Raw genomic sequence first — 23,207 nt, forward strand, 5'->3', positions numbered from 1 at the left:
AACTGACGGAATGTCTTTAATCAGCTAATATATAAGCGCACCATTGAAATGGTGCGCTTTTTTTTCTTTCTGAGTTAAGATTAGCGTATTATCAGGAAATTGAATTCAACAAAGCGGAGTTAAGCCTTTTTATGATGGAAAATTTACGCACAAAGGCGAATAGTCCTTTGCTCAAAATAATACTGGCGCTGATTATCCTTTCATTCGTGTTGGGTGGCGTTATGATGGGTGGCCTTGGTGGCAACAGTGCAAATAATGCCGCTGAAGTTAACGGGCAGTCAATAAGCCGAGAGCAGCTACAGCAGGCTTTTCAACAAGAGCGCCAATCATTACAAGAGTACCTGGGGGATAAATTTTCAGAAGTCGCTAGTAATGAAGAAAGCATGAATTTACTGCGCCGCCAAGCTCTTGATAACTTGATTAACAATGAATTGATTAATCAGTATGCTAATGAACTACAACTCTCAGCAAGCGATCAGCAAATTGAGCAATATATTTTCTCAATGCCTGTTTTCCAAACAGATGGCCGGTTTGATAGCGAAAAATATCGTGAGATCTTAAGCCGTAACAACATTAATGCAGATAGCCTTGCGGCTCAAATTCGCCAAGATCTTACACGTGCTCAGCTAGCCAAAACTTTTACTGGAACGGATTTCGCTTTACCATCTGAAGTTAAAGCGTATGCTGAATTATTTATGCAAGAGCGTGAAATTCGCACTGCACTTTTAGATTTAGCAGAGGTTCAAGCAAAACAAACAGCCTCTGAAGAAGAATTAAAGTCCTATTATGATGCTAACCAAAATAGCTTTATTTCACCTGAGAAGGTGCAAGTAAGCTATGTTGAAATGGATGCAGCATCGATGGCACCAGCGACAGTGTCTGATGAAGAAGTAAAAACCTATTATGAGCAAAACCTGAAAAATTATACTCAAGCAGAGCAAAAGCAGTACAGTATGATTCAGGTTGCTTCTGAAAAAGAAGCGAATGATATTCTGGATGAATTAAAACAAGGTGCAGACTTTGCAACGTTAGCCGCTGAAAAATCAACGGATAAATTCAGTGCAGGGCAAAAAGGCCTGATTGGTTGGATGGAAGCTGCATCAACGCCAAGCGAAATTGTGGATGCTAAATTAACAGAAAAAGGGCAACTTTCGGCACCTGTTAAATCACAAAATAGCTATGTTATTTTTCGTTTAGATGATATTAAGCCAGAATCGATTAAACCGTTTGAGCAAGTTGAAGAAAGTATTAAAACTAGCTTGCTTCAAGATAAAAACATTAAGCAATTCTATGACTTACAGCAAAAAGTCAGTGAAGCGGCCACGAGTGATATGGAATCATTAGTATCAGTTGAATCTGTATCTGGTTTGAAGGCTGTGACAACGGATTGGTTTGATAGAACAAACCCACCTGCTGCGCTTAATTTCCCTAAAGTGGTCAGTGAAGTATTTAGCGATCGTTTAGTGGATAAAAATGGTTCTAAAGGAATCAACTCAGACGTTATTAACGTGGAAGGTGACCGTGCATTTGTTGTGCGTGTTACAGAGTACAAACCTGAAAGTGTTGAACCTTTTGAACAGGTTAAGTCAGAAATTGAAACACTGGTTAAACGCCAAAAAGCCGAAGCAGAGTTGAAAGCTACGGGCGATAAATTACTTACTGAGTTAAAAGCGGGTAAAGGGGCTGAAGCTCTAAGTGCCACGGGTGTTAAATTCTCTGATGCTCAAACCGTTTCTCGTTTAATGCCACAAACAGCGGTTATCAATGCGACAATGGAAATGCCACAACCTGTTGATGGTAAACCAAGCTACGCACTTGCGCGTGATGAGTCTGATAACTATGTGGTTATTCAGCTAGATAAAGTAACATTAGGTCAGCCAACGGATGACGAGTTAAAACAACTAACTCGTGAATACCAAGGCGCTATGAGTTCTGCGGTTAACGAAGCTTTGATGCTTAACTTGCGTGAAAATGCAAAAATTGAAGTGCTGAATATTGAATAATTGCGAGCAGCTTCGCAAGTAAAATTGTAACGTTATGAATAGAAGGCCACCTTTGGGTGGCCTTTCGTATTTTTAATTTTATTAAAAAGTGTTCCATATTTTTCTATGGCATCGTTGTGTCTCAACATACACAGGAGAACAAATATGTTATGGAATTCAGTCAATAAATGCAGATTAGGTATTGTTCTGCTCCTTTCTTTATTATGCTCATTTTCTTCTTTTTCTTTGGCTAAGAAAATTGAGCCAGAAAAAGCCACTACGGCTGTCACTCAAAAAAAACAAGTAAGTAATAACTCACCATCAACTAACCATGAGCAGTCTGACAAGGTAAATATTAACTTAGCAGGTGAAGAGGAACTTGCCGAAAAACTTAATGGCATAGGTAGGCAAAAAGCTAAAGCTATCGTTGAATATAGGCAAAAATATGGGGCTTTTAATTCCATTGAGAATATTTTAGAAGTTCAGGGGATAGGTCCTGCATTTTTAGAAAAGAATAAAGATAAGTTAACTTTGTAACTAAAATCCCCCATACAAAGTATGGGGGAATATATTTAAGGTTAATAATTAAGCAGAAAACTAAGCATCTTGTAAATAATTTGGGAGCTAAGTCTTATTCTTGATAATCATTCAGCACATTTTCCGTACATTTGTTATTTTTATGTTATTAAAAAATAAACTGGTCGGAGTAGTTATGACAACACACATTAAAGTTCATGGTTATCATATAGATGTTTTTCAGCACGTTAATAATGCACGTTACTTAGAATTCTATGAAGCAGACCGCTGGGAATGGATGAATAAACGCAATTTTATTAGGTGGGCTATAGAAAACAATTTAACAATAGCTGCGGTGAATATTAATGTAAATTATATACAAGGTGTCTTACTCGGTGATGAGCTGACTGTGGTGACCCGTATGGACAAAATAGGCAGTAAAAGCGCAGTATGTTATCAACAAATTATTCGCACTAAAGCAGGAATTCAAGAGGTTGTTTCAGATGCTTATGTGACATTTGTTTTTATCAATAATATCGAGAATAAAGCAATTATTATCGATGAACAGCTGCGTGAGAAGTTAGAGTCATTCAAGGTGGGTTCTGAAGATTTTATTCAAAACTAGCCTACCATTAGCTTGAATATTACGAATAAGCTAATGATAGGCTGTGTGTTTGACTAATTCATTATGGCTTTTGCTTTAATGAGAGCATGATGGCTTCTTTATCATTTAAATATTCATTTAAGCCCTTGCTCCTTAAATGGCAGGCAGCACATTCACCGCAACCATCACCTTGAATACCATTATAACAAGTCAGTGTTTGCTGCCTGATGGTTTCAAGGTGGCCATAACTGTCGGCAAGAGCCCATGTTTGGGCTTTATTTAACCACATTAATGGGGTTTCAAAGCGAATATTTTTGGCAAGACCGAGGTCTACAGCATGATTGAGGGCTTTGACAAATTCATCTCGGCAATCTGGGTAACCTGAAAAATCAGTTTCACAAACACCGGTTATCACCGCTTCTGCTTTTACTTGGTAAGCATAAATTGCTGCTAATGTGAGGAATAAAATGTTGCGCCCTGGAACAAAAGTGCTGGGTAAAGTACTGGACTCGCTTTCTGAAAAATCAGGAACTGGGATGTTATCTCGAGTTAAGCTGCTGATTGCTAATTCATTGAGTAATGTGACATCTAACACTTTATGTGCTGTAGCACCTAAAGATACGCTCAATTTCTGTGCGACTTCGATTTCAAAACGGTGGCGCTGGCCGTAATCGAAAGTAACACAATGAACTTCATCATAGTTTTGCAAAGCTTGAATAAGACAGGTTGTTGAGTCTTGGCCTCCGCTAAAAACCACAACTGCGCGTTTCATAGGTACTCCTTGGTGATATATCATTATCAAAATGTGATGGAAAGAGAGTAAAGCATGTTAGCGATACTGGGATGTAATTCATAGTTCTATTTTTATCAAATTAGTTTGATTGAAGGACTATTTATATGCTGATTTGGTTATCTGTATAAAAATATTCTATAATCATGGTATTTGGTAACATTTTTATTGTTTTTTAATTATTCAATTTTGCATAATATAGTTATACAGCTAATAAAATAACGATAAAAGCACTTACACCCAAGCCAAGAGAGTAATTATGTTAGATAAAATAGACAAAAAACTGCTTTGTTTATTGCAAAATGACAGCAGCTTATCCTTAAATACCCTTGCGGAAGCTGTTAATTTAACCTCTACTCCGTGCTGGAAAAGATTAAAAAGGCTTGAAGATGAAGGTTATATTCGAGGGCGAGTCACTTTACTCGATGGTGAGAAGTTAGGTTTAGGTTTAACGGTGATTGTGACAATTAAAACACAGCATCATAATAGTGAGTGGTATGAGCAATTTGTTTCTTTTGTTAGTCAACTTCCTGAAGTTCTGATGTTTTATCGTATGGCTGGGGAGTATGATTATCTTATGCAAGTGGAAGTTCATGATATGAAATCATATGACTTGTTTTATAAAAAGTTAGTTAATGGTGTTCATGGTTTAATCGATGTAACTTCAAGCTTTGCAATGGAAAAAATCAAGTATACGACAGTATTGCCTATTCCTGATTAACCCTGTAATAACTTAGATAATTACGGGCTCTCATTCTTAGGCATCAATAAATCAATATATTCAAGGCAGTATTACGTGCGATTATTTTCACAACTAAGTTGGTATTTTTTGAGTGAATGGCGGCGCTATCTCGGCGCTGTTTGCTTTTTAATTATCATTGCTATCTTACAATTAGTTCCCCCACGCATTGTTGGTGTTGTTGTTGATGGAATTAGTAAAGGGGCAATGTCGACAAAGCAATTGATCACTTATGTTTTAGTCATGCTGTTGATTGCATTGGTTGTGTATGGTTTGCGCTATGTCTGGCGTTTATGGTTATTTGGTGCTTCTTATAAGTTAGCCGTACAACTACGACAAAAATTTTATCGGCAACTAAGTCTGCAAAACCAAGCATTTTACCTTAGGTACCGAACGGGAGATTTAATTGCACGTACAACGAATGATGTTGACCGAGTTGTGTTTGCTGCAGGAGAGGGCGTTTTAACATTAGTTGACTCATTAGTGATGGGGTGTGCGGTGCTCATTATGATGAGCGTTGAAATTAGTTGGCAGCTTACTTTACTTGCACTTATTCCAATGCCAATTATGGCATTAGTCATTAAACGTTATGGGGATCAGCTTCATCAGCGTTTCAAGCATGCCCAAGGGGCATTTTCGTCTTTAAATAATCATGCACAAGAAAGTTTAACAAGTATTCGCATGATTAAAGCTTTTGGCCTCGAAGATCATCAATCAAATCAATTTGAACAGGTAGCTACCGAGGCAGGGCGTCGCAATATGCATGTTGCTAAAGTTGATGCTCGTTTTGACCCCACTATTTTTATGGCGATTGGTATGGCCAACTTACTCGCTATTGCAGGGGGAAGCTGGATGGTATTAAACGACACACTGACGCTAGGCGAATTAACGAGCTTTGTGATGTATCTAGGGTTAATGATTTGGCCGATGTTAGCGCTCGCATGGATGTTTAATATCGTTGAACGGGGTAGTGCAGCTTATAGCCGTATTCTTAGTTTACTCAATGAACCGTTAGTCATTCAGGATGGTTCGCATTCATTACAGCCTGAAAAGGGAAATTTGAATGTAAATATCATCAAATTTAGTTATCCAGAAACCTCGAGAACAGCATTACATGATATTAAGTTTGACCTAAAACCTGGGCAATTTTTAGGGATATGTGGGCCAACAGGATCTGGAAAATCAACATTGTTGACGTTATTACAACGTCAATTTGATATTACGGAAGGGGTTATTTTCTATCAAGGTTTACCGTTACCCGAAATTCGTTTAGATGAATGGCGTGCTCGGTTATCTATCGTAAATCAGTCTCCATTTTTGTTTTCAGATACCGTCGCAGGCAATATCGCGCTTGGGCGACCTGATACCACTCAAGAAGAAATTGAACAGGCTGCACGCATTGCTTGTGTACATGATGATATTTTACGTTTACCTGAAGGCTATTCCACTCAGGTTGGTGAGCGAGGCGTCATGTTATCAGGCGGGCAGAAACAACGAATTTCTATTGCGAGGGCTATCTTGCAGAATGCGGAAATCTTGGTGCTAGATGACGCACTTTCTGCCGTTGATGGGCAGACTGAGTTTACAATTTTACAAAATTTAAGCCATTGGCGACAAGATAGAACCATGATCATCAGCGCCCATCGTCTATCTGCATTGGTAGAGGCGGACAATATTTTAGTGCTATCTCAAGGTGCTATTGTTAGCAGAGGTAGACATGACGCGCTTATTGAGCAATCGGGTTGGTATAAAGATATGTATCAATATCAACAGATTGAAGCAGCTTTGGATGGTGATCTATGAGCCAAAAGAAACCGCTGTGGCCAGCACTTAAGCGTTTACTTGCTTATGGAAAAGCGTACCGAGGAACCATGGCTATTGCCATTGCAATGCTATGGCTAGCTGCTATTGCAGAAGTTAGTGGGCCTCTGCTAATCAGTTATTTTATTGATAACATGATAGCGAAAAAACAAATCATCATGCCACTGGCTTTATATATGGCTGTTGGGTTTATATTGCTCCAAGTTATTGCTGCACTATTACATTACTATCAAATTATTTTATTTAATAAAGCTTCTGTGGGGGTAGTGCAAACATTACGAACGGATGTGATGAACGCTGCATTAAGGCAGCCTTTGAGCGCATTCGATAAGCAACCTGTTGGCCAACTAATTTCACGCGTGACAAATGACACTGAGGTTATTAAAGACCTGTTTGTGATGGTTGTACCCACCGTTTTTCGCAGCTTAGCACTCATTTGTGCCATGTTAGTGGCAATGTTTTCATTAGAGTGGCGTATGGCATTAGTTGCTTTAATGATTTTTCCTGCGGTATGTGTCGTGATGATTGTCTATCAGCGTCTAAGTACGCCGATAGTACGCCGTGTTAGGTCTTACCTTGCTGATATTAATAACGGTTTTAATGAGGTTATCAATGGAATGACCGTTATCCAGCAATTTATCCAGCAAGCTAGATTTGGCGAAAAAATGCAAAGTCTTAGCCAAGACCATTATTTTGCAAGAATGAAAGCATTAAAGCTTGATGGCTTATTATTAAGGCCATTGTTGAGCTTACTTTCTGCCTCAGTATTATGTGGTTTACTATTGCTATTTGGATTCGAAGGAACGACCACCATTGGTGTTGGTGTTTTATATGCTTTTATTAATTATTTAGGCCGCTTGAATGAACCGCTCATTGAATTAACTTCTCAGCAGTCAATGTTGCAGCAAGCCGTTGTTTCTGGTGAGCGTGTTTTTGAATTAATGGATAGCCCGCAACAAGGCTATGGCGCAAGTATTGAGCCGTTACAAGGTGGTTCAATCTCAATTAACCATTTATCCTTTGCCTATCGTGATAACAACATTGTGCTTAAAGACATTAATTTACAAGTGCCTGATCATAATTTTATTGCGTTGGTCGGCCATACAGGAAGTGGTAAAAGTACCATTGCAAATTTAATTATGGGATATTACCCATGGCAGGAAGGTGAAATTTTACTAGATGGGCGCGATTTAAATTCACTATCGCACCAAGTGTTGCGTAATGGTATTGCGATGGTACAGCAAGATCCTGTCGTTCTTGCCGCGTCATTTTTTGATAACGTCGCATTAGGACGTGAAATTAGCCAAGATAAAGTCTGGGAAGTTCTTGAAACTGTTCAGCTTGCTGAGTTGGTTCGTGCGTTACCTGATGGGTTAGATACCGTGCTCGGAGAACAAGGAAATACGTTATCTGTTGGGCAAAGACAATTACTAGCGATGGCTCGAGTTCTTGTGGTGACACCTAAAATTTTAATTTTGGATGAAGCAACCGCGAACATTGACTCAGGAACAGAGCAAGCGATACAAAAAGCATTACGTATGATCCGCCAACATACTACTCTAGTTGTGATAGCTCACCGTTTATCGACGATCGTCGATGCTGATCAAGTCGTTGTGTTACATCGTGGTGCAATTGTTGAGCAAGGTAAGCATTCACAGCTTTTGCAACAAAAAGGACGCTATTATCAAATGTACCAGTTGCAACAAGTTGGGGAATCACTGAATGCCCATAGTGATGCTGAAGTTGAGGCTATACCTAGTTAATTGTTCTGCACTCTTATAATGCATCCTCTAAAGCCACTCATCCGAGTGGTTTTTTATTTTGCCCTTTCTTATTGAATTATATGAATAAATATATTTTGGCACACGGTTTGCTATAACGTCAGTGCTGTTCAAAGCATTGAGCAGTTTATTCACCTGACTTATAGGAGTGAACATGAAATATATCATCGCGATCATTAAGCCATTTAAATTAGATGAAGTCCGAGAAGCGTTATCAGATATTGGAGTTCAAGGGCTAACCATTACTGAAGTTAGAGGGTTTGGGAGGCAAAAAGGGCATGCCGAGTTGTACAGAGGTGCTGAATATACTGTCGACTTTTTACCTAAAGTACGTATGGAAATAGCCGTTTCTGATGAGTTAGTGGAGCAGGTAATTGAAACAATTGAAAAAAAAGCTTATACGGGCCAAGTTGGGGATGGAAAAATATTTATTTTGTCATTAGAACAAGCGGTACGTATTCGTACAGGTGAAAAACAAGACGAAGCACTGTAGGAGAACAACTATGCGCAAAGGGTTCCAATACTTATTCTTATTAATGGGTGGTTTTCCAATAACCGTGTTTGCTGCAGAGGAAGCTCTGGATAAAGCGGATAATGCATTCATGATGATAGCGACTGCTTTAGTTATCTTTATGATACTGCCAGGTATCGCATTATTTTATGGTGGGCTACTAAGAAGCAAAAATGTCCTTTCTTTGATGGCTCAAACTGCAGTTATTTTTGCTTTGGTGTCTGTTATTTGGATTGTTTATGGATACAGTTTAGCTTTTAGTGAGGGAAATGATTTTATCGGTGGTTTTAGCCAGATCATGTTGAAAGATATTACTGTAGAAAGCTTATCTGGACCGATCCCTCAATTTATTCACGTCGTGTTTCAAGGTGCATTTGCATGCTTAACGGTTGCATTAGTGATTGGTGCATTAGGAGAGCGAATTAAATTTTCTGCAATTCTAATTTTTACCCTTATTTGGACTACATTTGCTTATTTGCCAATGGCACATATGGTGTGGGGAGGTGGTATTTTATCGCAAGATGGCGCATTAGATTTTGCTGGAGGTACGGTTGTTCATATCAATGCGGCTGTTGCAGGCTTAGTTGGTGCTTACTTACTGGGGCATCGTACCGGGTTAGGGAAAGAAGCCATTAAACCTCATAACCTACCTATGGTATTTATGGGAACTTCCATATTATTCATTGGCTGGTTTGGTTTCAATGCAGGTTCGGCTGGAAGTGCAAATAGTATTGCTGCACTCGCGTTTGTGAACACTATCGCAGCTGCGGCAGGCGCTATCTTATCGTGGACTTTAGCGGAATGGCTTTTCAGGGAGAAACCTTCATTATTAGGGGCTTGCTCTGGGTGTTTGGCTGGGTTAGTCGGTGTTACGCCTGCTGCGGGTACTGTGGGTGTTGGCGGGGCATTAATCATCGGACTACTTTCTGGATTGGCAGGTTTATGGGGGGTAGTGATTTTAAAACGTCGGTTAAAAGTTGATGATGTTTGCGATGTTTTTGGCGTTCACGGAGTCTGTGGCATTTTAGGGTGTTTACTCACGGGGGTATTTACCTCAACGGTATTAGGCGGAAGTGGCTATGCGGAAGGTATTACGATGATGAAACAAGTAGGAATTCAAGCCGTTAGCATCCTAGTTTGTGTTGTTTGGACTGCAATTGTTGCTTATATCGCATTTAAAATTGCAGAGAAAACGTCAGGCTTACGAATTAATGTTGAAAAAGAAAGGGAAGGCTTAGATATTACTTCTCATGGTGAAAGTGCCTACAATTAACCTTCATGTAAAGATAATTACAGGATAATACTGTGTTTTATGTAAATTGATAATGGCAGCTTATTGCTGGCTGCCATTACCTTTTTAAACTGACTAATATATTTTTCTAAGTAAGTAATCACTTACTTTAAATAGCGGTTATTTACGAGGTTGCCGTTGACGAATTACGCCTTCTTGGACTGCAGTTGCAACAAGATCACCTTGTAAATTATAGATTTGTCCTTTCACAAAACCCCTCCCACCTGATGCCGAAGGGCTTTCTACAGCGTACAGTAACCAGTCATCAATTTTAAATGGGCGATGGAACCACATTGAATGGTCAATAGTTGCAACCTGTAAGTCGCGTTCCATAAATCCTCTACCATGCGGCTGTAATGCGGCAGGAAGGAAATTGTAATCAGAGGCATAACCCAATAAATAGTGGTGTAGTGAAGGTATATCAGGCAGTTGCCCTTTCGCTTTGAACCAAATATAACGAAATGGTTCTTGAGGTGCGGCATCGAATGGGCTGTAAAATTCAACGGGACGAAATTCAAAAGGAGTTGGCCGAAGAGCATACTTTTTAACTGCTTCTGGTAATTTATCAGCCAAACTTTGAACAATATCATCTTGAGAAATTAATTTTGTAGGTGGTGGTACATCTGGCATTAAGTTCTGATGGCTATAACCTTCTTCTTGAGATTGAAATGATGCGGTCATAAAGAAGATAGGTTTACCATTTTGAATGGCACTTACTCGGCGTGCGCTAAAGCTTCCGCCATCGCGTAAAATTTCCACGTCATAAACAATGGGACGTGAGCTATCGCCTGGGCGTAAAAAATAACTATGAAAAGAATTAATCGCTCTTTCTTCAGGTATGGTTTGCTTCGCTGCATACATGGCTTGTCCAACAACTTGTCCACCAAAAACTTGAGGTAAACCAAGGTCTTCGCTTTGTCCACGAAAAATACCTTCTTCAATTTTTTCGAGTTCAATTAGGCTAATTAAATTCTGTAATTCTGGGCTCATAGTCATCTTAGTTCAGTTATACGTAAATGAGATATTGGTATTTTCCCATTATTTACCCTGAATAGGTAGATTAATTACTAGCGAATAAATTGGGGTTACGTATTGTTACATTTGGAAATATAAATGTATTATTCTACCAATATTAGTTATACTTTTTATTATTCCCTCATCAGAAAATGACTTGTCTATTCCGATTATTTTAAAATGTTTTAGTAAACATTGTGTTATAGGTAATAACTATGAAGTTTTTTCGCTATATTGTTAGCTTATTAGTGATTTTAACGTTGGTTAGCTGTGAAGGGAATAGCACCAAGCCCAGCGAAAAAGCACTTAATGCTCAAAATAGTAATAATAACCAGACAGTCGATTCAGGAAAAATCGAGGGCCGTGTGGTGATTTTACAGGATACTGTTTTACCTGAAGACGCAGTTGTTACAATTACGTTGGCAGATACAACGGTTGCGGACTTACCTGCACTGATATTATCTCAAAAATATTACAATTCAGTGAATAATCGTCCAACCATTCCTTTTGAACTAACTTACCAAAAAAATGAAGTTAGGCAGGAAGGCTCGCTAGTTGTTAATGCAACCGTGAACGCGAATGGAAAACTTTTATACATTAGTGATAGCGTTGTAGAGGTTATCAATAATGGCGTCACAAAAAATGTTGAATTGTTGATGGTACCTGCGAACTAGCCAATAAGCGACTTTTTAGTTGAGTCGCTATTTTTATATGAGTTTGTGTAATAAAACGTCACTTGGTCAGGGGTTTCTTGCTATTTCAATGACTATCAAGCATAATGCCCCTGCTTTGAAAGAAGCAATCAATGGGGGCTCTCTTGGTTCTCCCGCAACGCTAACTTGTTAACTTGGTCAGGTCCGGAAGGAAGCAGCCATAGCAGGGGTCGTGTGTGCCGGGATGTCGCTGGCAGGGCTCCCACCCAACTCAGCATCTTTTGCCTTTCCTCTCATCTATATATTCTAATTTATTATAAATATGTTATTTAATTATATTTTATAATTGTTAATTAAACTCTAAATCTCAAATAAATTCTGAAGTTAAAAAAGAAAGGTTAAGAATACAACATTCATTGTTGATTATTGTAATAAGAAAAGTTGATATGCTAAAATTAAAAGCAATAAATTTCCATTAGCATAATTATAATGCCAATAATAAAACGATAATTGCATTGCGTCCAGCCGATAAGGGGATTTACCGGCTACAACCATTCACTATCTGTGCGTGTTAATAAGATATTACCTAACAAATTTCCAAACAGAAGCTGGAATTTTATCATAAAGCTTATTCATTGTGAGCTCAGCTAAGCGGTGATCTGCAGCTGAATAGAATAGCTCTAGCTCATCATCAGATAATTCATACTTATTTTTTTCAATGACACGCTCAAGAGTTTCAATTGTTGTGCATTTTCTTAAACGCATCAGATAATCAGATTTGGTCATAATACCCTTTCTTTTGTGCAAAATTACTTATTTATATACGGTTTTGTAGTTGAGCTAAAGATAAATAATATCTTTAGGTTTTGCTGGTTAGACACTTTAGGTCATCATCCAACACAGTGACAAGACTCTGATTCATTGCTTCCCAGTCTATAATTTCACTGAGCGTGATGACTGGGCTGCCGAATAAATCGTAGGTCTCATCGAGATACTCTTCGATAAGTGATATAACAAGATTTTCTTTTGGATATTTGATTTTAAACCGCCATACAAATGCAGCGATATGTTCAATAAGTTCATTCAAGGCTGCGCTTTGCGGGGAGCTTAAATCATTAATCCAGTGTGTATTTGTTTTTTGTAAGCTTAAAATAGCGTCTCTATTGAGGCTATTACATAAGTATTTTAGTTCTGCTATATCGTGTCTTTTGGGTGAGTATTCATCCATAATCACCTCCGCAGGCGAATCTGACTTTTGCTGTGTGTATTTTTTATCAATAATGTCATGTTAACTAATTAAAGCACCTATGTTCAATATAAAAGGTTGTATGTTAATATATTGAAAAATATAAGATTATTGCTAGTTCGTTAAACTTTCGAAGATTATTAATATAATACATAAGCGATATTCGAATACGGACTGGCAGCTCGGACTAAACTAGCCGCGATATAATAATAGCATTATTATCACATATGTCACCAGCAATAAACTACTTTTTCTAGTTTATTAGCAAGTTGTTGGGGGCTGGGTCGCGTATGTTCTGCTTAAACTCAATTTTATGAAGTATTTAAATTATAGTTTAACCATCAGTTATTCTAGTACAGTGAATATGAAGTGTTTATACAAAAGATGTTATAAAAATTATTTTCCTATTTAATTCATTCAAATAATTTATTTTTACTAATAAGAGAATTAAAAATAAAAAAGCTTTTGCCTGAAATAGACAAAAGCTTTGTTGATGAGAATAACTTAAAGATAGAGGTTTAAGGTTACCCCTGGTTTCAGGTCTGCCATTTTAACACCTGAATTCCAAGTCATTAAATCATTGAGCTTTATGCCATGATGTTTCGCAATGCTATAATAGGAGTCGCCTTTTCTTACTTTATAGGTTTTTGCCTTACGGTTACTTGCAGTAGGCGCTGAGCTCGTAACTTTTAATACTTGTCCTGGTTTGATAACACTCGCAGTTTTTAACCCATTTAGCTTTTGAATATTTTTGGCGGTAGTATTGAATTTTTTTGCAATACTCGCGACAGATTCGCCTTTGCGTACTTTATATGTAGCTATTTTAGCTCGATTTTGACGCGCGCTAGAAATTGCAGTGGGTTGTGCTGTTTTTATCTGTTGGTTTTGTTGTGCGGCTAAACGAATAGTGTTTAAAACATCTTCGTCTGAGAGTGATGTTTTGAATTGTTCAGCTTTTGCTGTAGGTAACATAATATAATGAGGGCCACTTGGCGATGTTATGCCGCGTGTATAACCAGAATTATACGTTTTTACCGATTCAACAGTTAACCCAGCCAACTCAGCGGCTTGAGATAACGTGATTTGTTGACCAACATCGATTTGAGTGAGTGCTCGATTTTTATTACTTGTTGGCAAATTAACTTGGTACTTTTCAGGATTTTTCAATACTTGGCTAAGTGCTAAGATTTTTGGTACGTATTGTTTAGTTTCTTTTGGTAATGAGAGTGACCAAAAATCAGTAGGTAGCCCGGCAGCTTCGTTTTTCTTGATAGCATTTTGAACACAGCCTTCTCCACAGTTATAGGCAGCAAGGGTGAGCTCCCAATCGTGGCCAAACATAACATTTAAGTTTTCGAGAAGATCAAAAGCTGCTTTAGTTGAAGAAACCACATCCCTGCGCTCATCAACCCATTGTGTTTGTTTTAGTCCATATGAGCGTGCAGTGATAGGAACGATTTGCCATAGACCCGCAGCTTGTGCAGGAGAAGTTGCTTTAGGATTAAATGAGCTTTCAATAATAGGAATTAAAGCTAATTCCATAGGTAAATTGCGCTCATTAATTTCGTCTACGATGAGGTACATGTATGGCTCAGCTCTTAATGCCACATCGTAGACAAAACGTTGTTTATTTAAATAACTATTTGCGAGTTCCCTAATTTGAGGTTTATCAGGGATATCCATTTTTAGTTCATCACTAATATAGCCCCATAGGTCATAGTCGACTTTAGGTAATTGTCGGCTGGCTGCTTGGTTGTGTGATGCAACAGTTTCAATAGTATGATTAGTTGGAGTTTTGTTCTGCTTAATTTTTTTCGGGGCAGTTTGGCATCCGGCCAACAGAACAATGGCGATAAGCGTCGCGATTATCTTCATTCTTTTCTATTGTTCTTCATTTTGATGTTTAAAAGTCGAACAATAATACTTATCCCACCCCGATATGACAATCATTAAACTTTAATATTGGTCTTTTAATTGACGCAACAGGGTAAAAACTGCTCTTAAAGGTGGATTTTGTACATTAATATCGAGTTTTTTCTGTAATTGGTGGTTATCGCATTGCAGAAAAATATTTATTTTTTTCTCTGTTTTCAATGTAGTAGGTACTGTTGGTTGATTTTTGTCACGTATTTGCGTTATTTTTTGTAAATATTGTGTAATCGCTTCATTTTCAGGCCATACATGGTGTGCAAATTTTAGATTAGATATAGTATATTCATGGGCACAGCAAATTAAGGTTTCATCAGGAAGCTCAGCAATTTTTTGGATAGATTCGAACATTTGTTCCGGTGTTCCTTCAAATATCCGCCCGCAACCGGCAGAGAACAGCGTGTCGCCACAGAATAAATAAGGTGCTTGGTAAAAGCCGATGTGCTCAGAAGTATGGCCTGATAATGCAATAACTTGTAGGTTGAACTCGTTAATTATGACCTTATCACCGTTTTCGACTATTTCTGTCGCCCCTTTAGATTGGGTTTCTTTTGGGCCAAAAACTGGAAGAGTTGTAAATTTGCTTAAAATCCCTTTTACACCACCTGTATGGTCATTATGGTGGTGAGTTAATAGGATGGCGACAGGCGTCAACTGTTTAGCTGTAATTATTTCAAGCACAGGCTCTGCCTCTGCGGGGTCAACGATGATACACTGTTGGTGGCCATCGACTAAAACCCAAATGTAGTTATCGTTTAAAGCTGGTACTCGAATTAACTCCATAATGACCTCGATACTTGTTAATAGTTAATAGGGGAATTTCATGAAGCCTGCGCGTATTGATAAAAAAATTCAAATGCCAGTTAGTTGGTCTGACATTCCTTTTGGAGAACAATATCGTCAAGCCATAGAAAATCAACTTAGCCCTTGGTGGCCGAAGATATTTGGCTTTCATTTGCTTAAGTTAGGCCATTTAAGTACTGAAATCCATACCGAAGGCTGCTTAATCTCCCACCAATTTAATGTTGGTACTGGTGATCCTCGTTTTAATCTTATTGCAAAGCCCGAGGCATTACCATTAACCCAAAAATCGATAGATGCCTGTCTAATGACTCATTGTTTGGCATATAGCCATGATCCTCATTGGCTTTTACGTGAGGTTGACCGGGTGTTAATCGACGATGGCTGGCTAATTATTTCAGGTTTTAACCCTTTCAGTCTTGTCGGAATGGCGAAACTCGTACCTGTTTTACGTAAACGGCAGCCTTATTGTAGCCGTTTTTTCCCCTCTGTTAGGGTATTTGATTGGTTAAGCTTATTAAACTATGAAGTTTTGTATCATCGTAATTGCCAAATATTTCCTTGGTTGAGTGCACAAAGACGAATGAATAAAAACTGTGGGGGAATAGGGGCTTTAAGCGTGATTGTGGCGCGGAAACGGACTTATCCACTGACTCCGACACCACTAAAATTCAAGCAACCGAAGGTTAAGATTGGAACAGCACTCGGTGCGGCGAAGGAGATCAGTAAATCAATGAAGATAGACGACCCTTCTTAGTTTTGTGCAGGCTGGTAACCTGTATCTTCTTTAGTCGGCGCTGACGCGGCAGCTCGAGCCAGTTCATCACATTTCTCATTTTCAGGGTGGCCTGCGTGGCCTTTAACCCAACGCCAATCAATTGTATGTCGTTGGATGGCGTCATCAAGGCGCTTCCATAAATCAACATTGACGACAGGGGATTTATCCGCTTTTCGCCATTGTTTTCGTTTCCAGCCATGGATCCATTGTGTGATTCCTTGTCGTACGTATTGGCTATCAGTGGTTAAAATAATATCACAAGGCCTTGTTAGTGATTCCAATGCAACGATGGCTGCAAGTAGTTCCATGCGGTTATTCGTGGTTAAAAAATATCCATCACTCAATGTTTTTTCATGTTGTTGGTAGCGTAGAACAACGCCATATCCACCCGGGCCAGGATTGCCCAAACAGGAACCATCCGTGAAAATTTCTACCTGCTTTGTCATTTCTGTTACACTCTATATTATTCGTTCCTTTCTAGTTTGACACAAAAAAACATTATGAGCACGGTGATAACCAGACAAATTGTCCTTGATACTGAAACAACCGGTATGAATAAACTCGGTGTTCATTATGAAGGGCACAACATAATTGAGATTGGTGCGGTTGAAGTGATTAACCGCCGACTCACAGGGCGTAATTTTCATGTGTACATTAAACCTGACCGTTTAGTGGATCCTGAGGCATTTGAAGTGCATGGGATAAGTGATGAATTTTTACAAGATAAACCTGTTTTTGCTGACATTGCGGATGAGTTCCTTGAATTTATTCGTGGTGCAGAACTTGTTATTCATAATGCCCCCTTTGATATCGGTTTTATGGACTATGAATTCCGTAAACTCAATAAAGGTATTCCGCCTACGCAAGAATTTTGTACTATCACTGATAGCTTAGTATTGGCTCGCAAACTTTTTCCTGGTAAACGGAATAACTTGGATGCGTTATGTGACCGTTATTTAATTGATAACTCTAAGCGTACACTGCACGGGGCTTTACTCGATGCTGAGATTCTGTCAGATGTCTATTTGGCAATGACGGGCGGGCAAACTTCATTATCATTTTCGATGGATTCAGAATCAGCTAATAATGAGCAAGAGTATGAAATTCAAAGGATTGAACGTCCTCAGAGCGGTCTTAGAGTGATTTTTGCTTCTGATGAAGAAATAATTGCTCATGAAGCTCGGTTGGATATTGTTGATAAGAAAGGCGGCAAACCTTGTCTTTGGCGCCAACCTTCTGATGAAGCTGAAAATTTACACTAATAATTGATTTCATTATTTATACTTGCTTAGGAAAATGGATAGAAAAGCCTCTCAAGGCTAAAAACTGTTCAACTGTGCGATTTAACAAGAAAAAGTGTTGACGGGGTCCTCAAGTATTCGTAATATGCATGGCGTTCCCAGCAGGGAACATCAGGAGCGGTAGTTCAGTTGGTTAGAATACCTGCCTGTCACGCAGGGGGTCGCGGGTTCGAGTCCCGTCCGTTCCGCCAAATTATAACGCCACGCTAATTTATTAGCGTGGCGTTTTCTTTTTGAATGACTGTATTCAACTGCACTGAGAGTTCCTTTCTATAGATATCATTTGCTGCTTCTAATAACTTCTTCGAGTTAAGTTTTGATATAATGAGATTTGTAAATAGTAAACTTGCGAGAATAATTCGCATTTTTTTCAATCATATTAACTACTTTAAAATTTTTCATGTTGTTATTGATATGTGATTTTGAGCACTTATCTTAAAATTAATTTCTTATTTAAAATAATTAATTTAAATTTTGTATTGCTTGTATTAATAGTAATTCGCATGAACTCTAACTAAGATAACAGATCTAAAGTAATCTAACCAATCTTTTCCTAATACTTTAAGATATGTATGAAGGCTATCAATAGAAATAGCAGATTGGCCATTCTCATATCTTGATATTTGTTGTTGGCTCAAATTTAATAGATTTCCTACCTCTGTACCCGTTAATGATCTTTCAATACGTGCAGATTTTAAGTATTTTGCGGTGGCCATAACAATATCTAGGTCGTTATTTATATTCAATTCTTTAGTATTGATATGTTTCATTTTATATTCTCTCTATTATAAATTTATTATCTAAAAGTTAGCTATTAATGATAGCACTATTTTAAATTTTTTGGCTTTCTCAATGAAGGGTAGATTATATTTTTTAGTTACTAATGTGAAATTGTTTTAATGAATCAAAAATAGTTTATTTAATAGGCCCTGACTATCAATATAGATATTAATAATGACTATAAGCTATTAAACTAAAGTATAGGTTTTTATAATTCAATAAAAACAATGCGTTATGTTAACTTGAAGGGGGGCTTAAAAGTAGAAATATAATAAATAATAAATGAAAAAAATGCATTTATAGTCATATAAAAGTAATTATTTATATTTTTACATAAAATTACAGAAAGTATTTATAGATTAAGTTGAAATGGTGACTTATTAAGGGTTGAGTTAGTACTTATCGATAGGTAGCATACAAATTTAATTCTAGATAAAAGTATAATCAAACCTAATTAGTTGGAGATAAATAGAAATGATAATAAGAAGCAAAGATGCAATACTTGCTATTATCTAAACTTTATAAGTGGAACGCTATATATTAAATTGTATTTAATTTGGCTTGTCTGCTACAGACAAAATAAGGGCCAAACGAACTTGAAAAAAGGTACCAATCAGGAGTTATCTCATCAATTTCTACATATGCAATTGAATTTAGGTTGAATGCTTTGAAATATTTTTCGAATATATCATCAGGGACATTATCATTTGTAGATTTTCTGTCATAACTTATGGTTAATTTTAAATCTTTTATATACTGTCTTGATGATTGATTGAAATGAACAACTCGATTGACAGTATATGTTTTATCAGTTGTAATTGTTCCTAATAATTTAATATACCCACTGTTATCATTGTTTTTTACTAATTTCATATCTAGTGCATATGATGATTTATTATTAGCCAATATGAAATTAGAGGAAACAGTTGCTTCGCAATATTGCGCTTTATTTTTTTCTAAATTCAAGTTAAACAACAAGAAAACGATGATTAATGAAAATGTTAGTATCAATGAGTATAGTGTTTTATTAGTCATTTTTTTCCTGCCAGTTTATTCTTGTTGAAATGCAATCTTTGTTTTTTTTGCATTTTACTAATAAGCTATGTTTGTTTTTTCCTAAGTTTTGTATGTTGTTGTAATAATAAAAGATATCAGAATCTTCACAGGTTAAGTTAAAATCAATTGCTTGTTTGCCTATTGTATCACTTATGTTTTTTTCATAGTTATCTTTGAATCCATAAACAGGGCAATCACCAATTGTGCTAATTTTGTATGATTGTATTGATGTATATGGGTATTTTACTGCGTAAATTTGATTTACAAGGTAAATAATCACCAAAAGTAAAAAAACACTAATTATCAATAATATTTTTTTAATAATATGATTTTTATTACTAAGTAATAGTGATTTGGCAGATTTTTTGCTTGAAATGGGAGGGTTAGCTAGGCTTTTCTCTATTTTGTTATTGAACTTGGCAATCGATTCTTCAATTTGAATTTCAGAAGAGATAACAAGGCCTTTTTTTGATATGCTTAGAATTGCATTTTCAACTAAAAGCTGTTGATGTAATACTTTTCTTAATGTACTAATGTATTGGTTAAGCGTGTTTATCGAAACTTTTAAGTCATATTTATTTAGTATTTTTTTTAGTATCTCTTCACGAGTGATAGTCGTTTTGTTATTTTGAATTAGTATTATAAAAATATAATTCAATACGGGGGTTAATTTCATTACACTGAGTTCTGTATCCACCCTAAATATTTCACCTAAGTCAGAGTTATATTTTATTATGTTATTCAGTATATATATCATACATGACTCTTATTTAGTTATTAAAATATGTGCTTAGTTTGGTTACTTTTAGCTAACATGATAGTCATTGATTTTAAAGTAATTATATCAGTGTAATATACTACTCTTTTTTTGAGAAGAAAATATGAAAATAAATTTTTGTTTATAATGATTGGTTATATATGTAATGATGAAAAATTTCAGTGTATCGTATTAATGAAACTGACATTTTTTGTTTTGATGTTTTATATTTGGGCAAAAAACAGTATTAATCACTATTTCAAGTCATAGATGCTTAAATTAATTTATTTTTAAATTGTCTGAAGCAATTTTATATAACTGAGTTTTATGAATTTGTAATGCTTTTAGGTAATTATAGATACAGAGTATCTATCGAATTATGATTAGATAATTAAATTTTTTTAAACAATAGCATAGTCAAATTTGTTATTTTATTTTATAACAAATTGATATTATTGGTTTTTTATTCACAGTTGCCAATTGGGTAATATTTATCAAAGATTACAATATATTTACGGCTCTTCTTTTTAAGACGCTCATCTTTAGATTCTTGGCCAGGTAATAAGTAAAATACATAAGGCTCGGAATCATCATTAGCATCACAGTTTTCATGTAAGAGCACTCTAAAATAGGTATTTCCCGTATTTTTTAGAATACGAGTACTGGGATTAAGCTCATATTTGAAATCTGGTTTTTTGGGTCTTACAACGAAATAGGTTTCTAGGCTAACCGTTGGGTAAAATAAAGGTCGCTTTTTTTGTTCATCATCATTACGCATATCAAGAGGCGTTTCGCTAATGATGATTTTATAATAGCGCTCAGTCTCATCGGTTTCTCCTCGATAAAAAATCTTAAAAAACTCTTGTTCTCCAGGTAATAAAATTTTCTTCAATGGAGTAAAAATAATCTCGCCATTATGGAGAGATGTTCCATGTTCTTGGTTACCTGGTTTATCAATTTTGTAAGCACTAAAATTATATAAATTAGTTTTATTTGTGTCATTGATGTATGGCTTAGAAAAAAACTCTTGTCCTGACTCCATCGAAGAAATATCTGCATTGATATATAAAGCAACAGCACTATTGCAAAGCATTGATAGCATAATCAAGAATAGGATTTTAAGTAAATAAAATGGTTTCATATTAAAAATCCAAGCCAAAGTTTAAGTATATATGAGGTTCAATAAAAGGGCCATTTGAGCTTTTACAAGTAGCCCTATAAGTCGTCATTAGATATTATTGAATATCGGGTCCAGTCCAAATTGCTTTGACAGTTATTGTGCCACTTGCAGAAACGGTTCCTAACCAATCAATGCCATCTAATGTAAAAAATGATTCAGAGTCATTCATTGGGAATGATAAATCTAAGTTAGTCCGATAAAAAGATCCTAAATCCTCATTAGGCCTATCCCATGGTGTTTCAGACCATAATGCATTTTTTAATGAAACTTCATTGCTATCACAACTTGCTCGGTGTGATTCTCTAGCGCCATTTTCATTTTTAAATGAAAGATAAGCGGAAAAAGGGACATTAAGTTTATTATCACTCGAGGTAAATAAACAGTATGATTGTCCTTTTAATGTTGTGTTTGGTCCTTCAACTTTTGCCGTAATAGAATCCGCTTGTCTTGGCCCGCTAGTTGTGACGATATAATTAAATTCTATTGGTGGTTCATCATTGCCGACTTTGCCCGTTTTCGATTGGTTTGGGTTAAAATCTGCAGGAATAATGCTGATTCCATAATCCCTCGGTTTAATTATTAAGAAATTTGAAGGCGTAAATTCATAAAATCCCGATTGAGGAAGTGGTGATTGAAAACCAAAAGTATACACGCTATCAGCGAGTGTGACGGTTGAATTAGGTGAAGCATCAACAATTGACTTTAAATACTCATTTGAGAGGAAAACCTCAATATTTTGTGAGCCATTATTAAAGATCTCTGACATGTTGGTTGTTGAGGACCAATTCGTCCAGCGTGTGCTGTTACTCCCTTTATACTGAATAAGTGCAGCCCGGGGGTCCCTAGCTAAGCCTAATTTTGCGCTATCAATATACATACGAACTGTAAATGTACCGCCGATAGATTGCCCTTGGGTTTCTAATTCAACTAACTTACAAATAATTCCAGATGTATTTCCAACAATTCCTGTTGAGCAAAAGTTAGAACCAAGTCCAATAGTTGGATTGCCATTGCTATCCACAAAAACTTCTTGTAAGGCTCCCGTTCCTTTTAGAATAATATTGCCTTTTTTATTGGTTGGAATGTAATGTTGTTGTGTTGTTGTTCTTCCGCCACTCGTCATACAGGTTGCGTTACTTAAATCATAATCATCGCGGCTTGTACAGGTTCTTAAATCAAAAGTATATTCTGTTCCTGGTGGTATTTCGGCTAACCAGCGATAAAAAGATTCAGAAAATATCGGTCTTGAATATCCAGACTCACCCGGTGTTCCTGTTTGTTGGATTTTATACGCACCATTATCTCGTAACTGCTGAGCTGACCAATAAGACGTCGCCGGGCAATTTCGGTTATTTGTCATACAACGATTCCCGATAAAAGGTTGGCTTACGGGAGAATTTTCTAACCAAATATCACCTGTATTATAAGTTGAGCTAAAAGGTGTTCCTGTATATCCCATATAACCTAAGCTGTATTGCCTATTGCGCTGGTATTTTGTGAATACATTTGAGCCCGAGAAGCGTGGGTCAACTCTATTAGCAACAATAAAGAATTCGTTATCAACTTGGTTTTCGACAATGACATACTCTTGTAATGGTGCTGTTGCAGAAAACGAATTCGGTATTAGAGCCGAAAATGAAATAAAAAGTGCTGTTATCGATAATAATCGCATATTAA

Annotated in this window: 23 protein-coding genes, 1 tRNA gene and 1 other RNA gene; 13 read left to right on the top strand and 12 right to left on the bottom strand. The window is 36.8% G+C overall.

Features of this window, described 5'->3' with window-relative positions; translation table 11 throughout:
- Positions 1-131 precede the first annotated feature (131 nt).
- From ppiD to P3L37_RS03385, 3 genes are all read left to right on the top strand, one after another.
- Positions 132-2,003 carry a peptidylprolyl isomerase gene (ppiD, locus tag P3L37_RS03375; protein WP_109911894.1) on the top strand — a complete coding sequence of 624 codons (1,872 nt, stop codon included), beginning with the start codon at positions 132-134 and terminating at the stop codon, positions 2,001-2,003.
- Between the two features lie 144 nt (positions 2,004-2,147).
- Complete coding sequence (locus tag P3L37_RS03380; protein ID WP_110731391.1) at positions 2,148-2,519, top strand: ComEA family DNA-binding protein; 372 nt, start codon at positions 2,148-2,150, stop codon at positions 2,517-2,519.
- 175 nt (positions 2,520-2,694) lie between these two features.
- Entirely contained in the window at positions 2,695-3,123 is a 429-nt protein-coding gene (locus P3L37_RS03385; RefSeq protein ID WP_109911896.1) for an acyl-CoA thioesterase, read from the top strand.
- Positions 3,124-3,184: 61 nt separating this feature from the next.
- Here the strand turns inward: P3L37_RS03385 and queC are convergent, their stop codons facing one another.
- Positions 3,185-3,874, bottom strand: coding sequence for a 7-cyano-7-deazaguanine synthase QueC (gene queC / locus P3L37_RS03390; RefSeq protein WP_109911897.1), 690 nt, complete (start codon positions 3,872-3,874; stop codon positions 3,185-3,187).
- A gap of 277 nt (positions 3,875-4,151) precedes the next feature.
- Here queC and P3L37_RS03395 point away from each other — a divergent pair, with 277 nt between their 5' ends.
- From P3L37_RS03395 to amtB, 5 genes are all read left to right on the top strand, one after another.
- Positions 4,152-4,613 carry an Lrp/AsnC family transcriptional regulator gene (locus tag P3L37_RS03395; RefSeq protein ID WP_004905429.1) on the top strand — a complete coding sequence of 154 codons (462 nt, stop codon included), beginning with the start codon at positions 4,152-4,154 and terminating at the stop codon, positions 4,611-4,613.
- 75 nt (positions 4,614-4,688) lie between these two features.
- Positions 4,689-6,434 carry a SmdA family multidrug ABC transporter permease/ATP-binding protein gene (locus P3L37_RS03400; protein ID WP_272667453.1) on the top strand — a complete coding sequence of 582 codons (1,746 nt, stop codon included), beginning with the start codon at positions 4,689-4,691 and terminating at the stop codon, positions 6,432-6,434.
- Positions 6,431-8,215, top strand: coding sequence for a SmdB family multidrug efflux ABC transporter permease/ATP-binding protein (locus tag P3L37_RS03405; RefSeq protein ID WP_272667452.1), 1,785 nt, complete (start codon positions 6,431-6,433; stop codon positions 8,213-8,215). The genes P3L37_RS03400 and P3L37_RS03405 overlap by 4 nt, the downstream gene beginning before the upstream one ends.
- 172 nt (positions 8,216-8,387) lie before the next feature.
- Positions 8,388-8,726, top strand: a complete 339-nt coding sequence (glnK, locus tag P3L37_RS03410) for a P-II family nitrogen regulator (protein ID WP_004905421.1) — start codon at positions 8,388-8,390, stop codon at positions 8,724-8,726.
- Positions 8,727-8,736: 10 nt separating this feature from the next.
- Positions 8,737-10,017, top strand: a complete 1,281-nt coding sequence (gene amtB, locus P3L37_RS03415) for an ammonium transporter AmtB (protein ID WP_109911900.1) — start codon at positions 8,737-8,739, stop codon at positions 10,015-10,017.
- 138 nt (positions 10,018-10,155) lie between these two features.
- On the opposite strand, the gene tesB is transcribed toward amtB, so the two are convergent.
- The gene (gene tesB, locus P3L37_RS03420) at positions 10,156-11,025 is read right to left on the bottom strand and encodes an acyl-CoA thioesterase II (protein ID WP_109911901.1); all 870 of its coding nucleotides are present in this window, start codon (positions 11,023-11,025) and stop codon (positions 10,156-10,158) included.
- Between the two features lie 239 nt (positions 11,026-11,264).
- On the opposite strand from tesB, the gene P3L37_RS03425 reads away from it, so the two are divergent.
- Positions 11,265-11,723, top strand: coding sequence for a YbaY family lipoprotein (locus tag P3L37_RS03425; RefSeq protein ID WP_004914482.1), 459 nt, complete (start codon positions 11,265-11,267; stop codon positions 11,721-11,723).
- A gap of 141 nt (positions 11,724-11,864) precedes the next feature.
- An RNA gene (gene ffs / locus P3L37_RS03430) (signal recognition particle sRNA small type) lies at positions 11,865-11,961 on the top strand.
- Between the two features lie 323 nt (positions 11,962-12,284).
- Here the strand turns inward: ffs and P3L37_RS03435 are convergent.
- The 4 genes from P3L37_RS03435 to gloB form a co-directional block, all read right to left on the bottom strand.
- On the bottom strand, positions 12,285-12,488 hold the full coding sequence (locus P3L37_RS03435; protein ID WP_004905417.1) for an HHA domain-containing protein: 204 nt from the start codon (positions 12,486-12,488) through the stop codon (positions 12,285-12,287).
- Positions 12,489-12,561: 73 nt separating this feature from the next.
- On the bottom strand, positions 12,562-12,930 hold the full coding sequence (gene tomB / locus P3L37_RS03440; RefSeq protein ID WP_004914480.1) for an Hha toxicity modulator TomB: 369 nt from the start codon (positions 12,928-12,930) through the stop codon (positions 12,562-12,564).
- A 522-nt stretch (positions 12,931-13,452) separates the two neighbouring features.
- On the bottom strand, positions 13,453-14,823 hold the full coding sequence (mltD, locus tag P3L37_RS03445; RefSeq protein ID WP_109911902.1) for a murein transglycosylase D: 1,371 nt from the start codon (positions 14,821-14,823) through the stop codon (positions 13,453-13,455).
- A gap of 81 nt (positions 14,824-14,904) precedes the next feature.
- On the bottom strand, positions 14,905-15,660 hold the full coding sequence (gene gloB, locus P3L37_RS03450; protein WP_004914477.1) for a hydroxyacylglutathione hydrolase: 756 nt from the start codon (positions 15,658-15,660) through the stop codon (positions 14,905-14,907).
- A 40-nt stretch (positions 15,661-15,700) separates the two neighbouring features.
- On the opposite strand from gloB, the gene P3L37_RS03455 reads away from it, so the two are divergent.
- Positions 15,701-16,435, top strand: a complete 735-nt coding sequence (locus P3L37_RS03455) for a class I SAM-dependent methyltransferase (RefSeq protein ID WP_109911903.1) — start codon at positions 15,701-15,703, stop codon at positions 16,433-16,435.
- Here the strand turns inward: P3L37_RS03455 and rnhA are convergent.
- A complete protein-coding gene (gene rnhA, locus P3L37_RS03460; protein ID WP_004914473.1) occupies positions 16,432-16,902 on the bottom strand; it encodes a ribonuclease HI in 471 nt (156 codons plus the stop codon). The genes P3L37_RS03455 and rnhA overlap by 4 nt on opposite strands.
- A gap of 54 nt (positions 16,903-16,956) precedes the next feature.
- Between rnhA and dnaQ the strand changes: the two genes are divergently transcribed.
- Both dnaQ and P3L37_RS03470 read left to right on the top strand, forming a co-directional pair.
- Positions 16,957-17,718 carry a DNA polymerase III subunit epsilon gene (dnaQ, locus tag P3L37_RS03465; protein ID WP_004914471.1) on the top strand — a complete coding sequence of 254 codons (762 nt, stop codon included), beginning with the start codon at positions 16,957-16,959 and terminating at the stop codon, positions 17,716-17,718.
- Between the two features lie 153 nt (positions 17,719-17,871).
- Positions 17,872-17,948 (top strand) — tRNA-Asp (locus tag P3L37_RS03470).
- 297 nt (positions 17,949-18,245) lie between these two features.
- On the opposite strand, the gene P3L37_RS03475 is transcribed toward P3L37_RS03470, so the two are convergent.
- The 5 genes from P3L37_RS03475 to P3L37_RS03495 form a co-directional block, all read right to left on the bottom strand.
- On the bottom strand, positions 18,246-18,527 hold the full coding sequence (locus P3L37_RS03475; protein ID WP_004914468.1) for a helix-turn-helix domain-containing protein: 282 nt from the start codon (positions 18,525-18,527) through the stop codon (positions 18,246-18,248).
- A gap of 550 nt (positions 18,528-19,077) precedes the next feature.
- Entirely contained in the window at positions 19,078-19,572 is a 495-nt protein-coding gene (locus P3L37_RS03480; RefSeq protein ID WP_004914465.1) for a FidL-like protein, read from the bottom strand.
- On the bottom strand, positions 19,565-20,290 hold the full coding sequence (locus P3L37_RS03485) for a transcriptional regulator (protein ID WP_162598834.1): 726 nt from the start codon (positions 20,288-20,290) through the stop codon (positions 19,565-19,567). Before P3L37_RS03485 ends, P3L37_RS03480 begins: the two co-directional genes overlap by 8 nt.
- Before the next feature lie 523 nt (positions 20,291-20,813).
- Complete coding sequence (locus P3L37_RS03490) at positions 20,814-21,452, bottom strand: fimbrial protein (RefSeq protein WP_410479545.1); 639 nt, start codon at positions 21,450-21,452, stop codon at positions 20,814-20,816.
- Positions 21,453-21,585: 133 nt separating this feature from the next.
- On the bottom strand, positions 21,586-23,202 hold the full coding sequence (locus tag P3L37_RS03495; protein WP_004914456.1) for a hypothetical protein: 1,617 nt from the start codon (positions 23,200-23,202) through the stop codon (positions 21,586-21,588).
- Between the last annotated feature and the right edge of the window lie 5 nt (positions 23,203-23,207).

The organism is Providencia sp. PROV114, from assembly GCF_032704305.1.
GTDB classification, from domain to species: domain Bacteria; phylum Pseudomonadota; class Gammaproteobacteria; order Enterobacterales; family Enterobacteriaceae; genus Providencia; species Providencia rettgeri.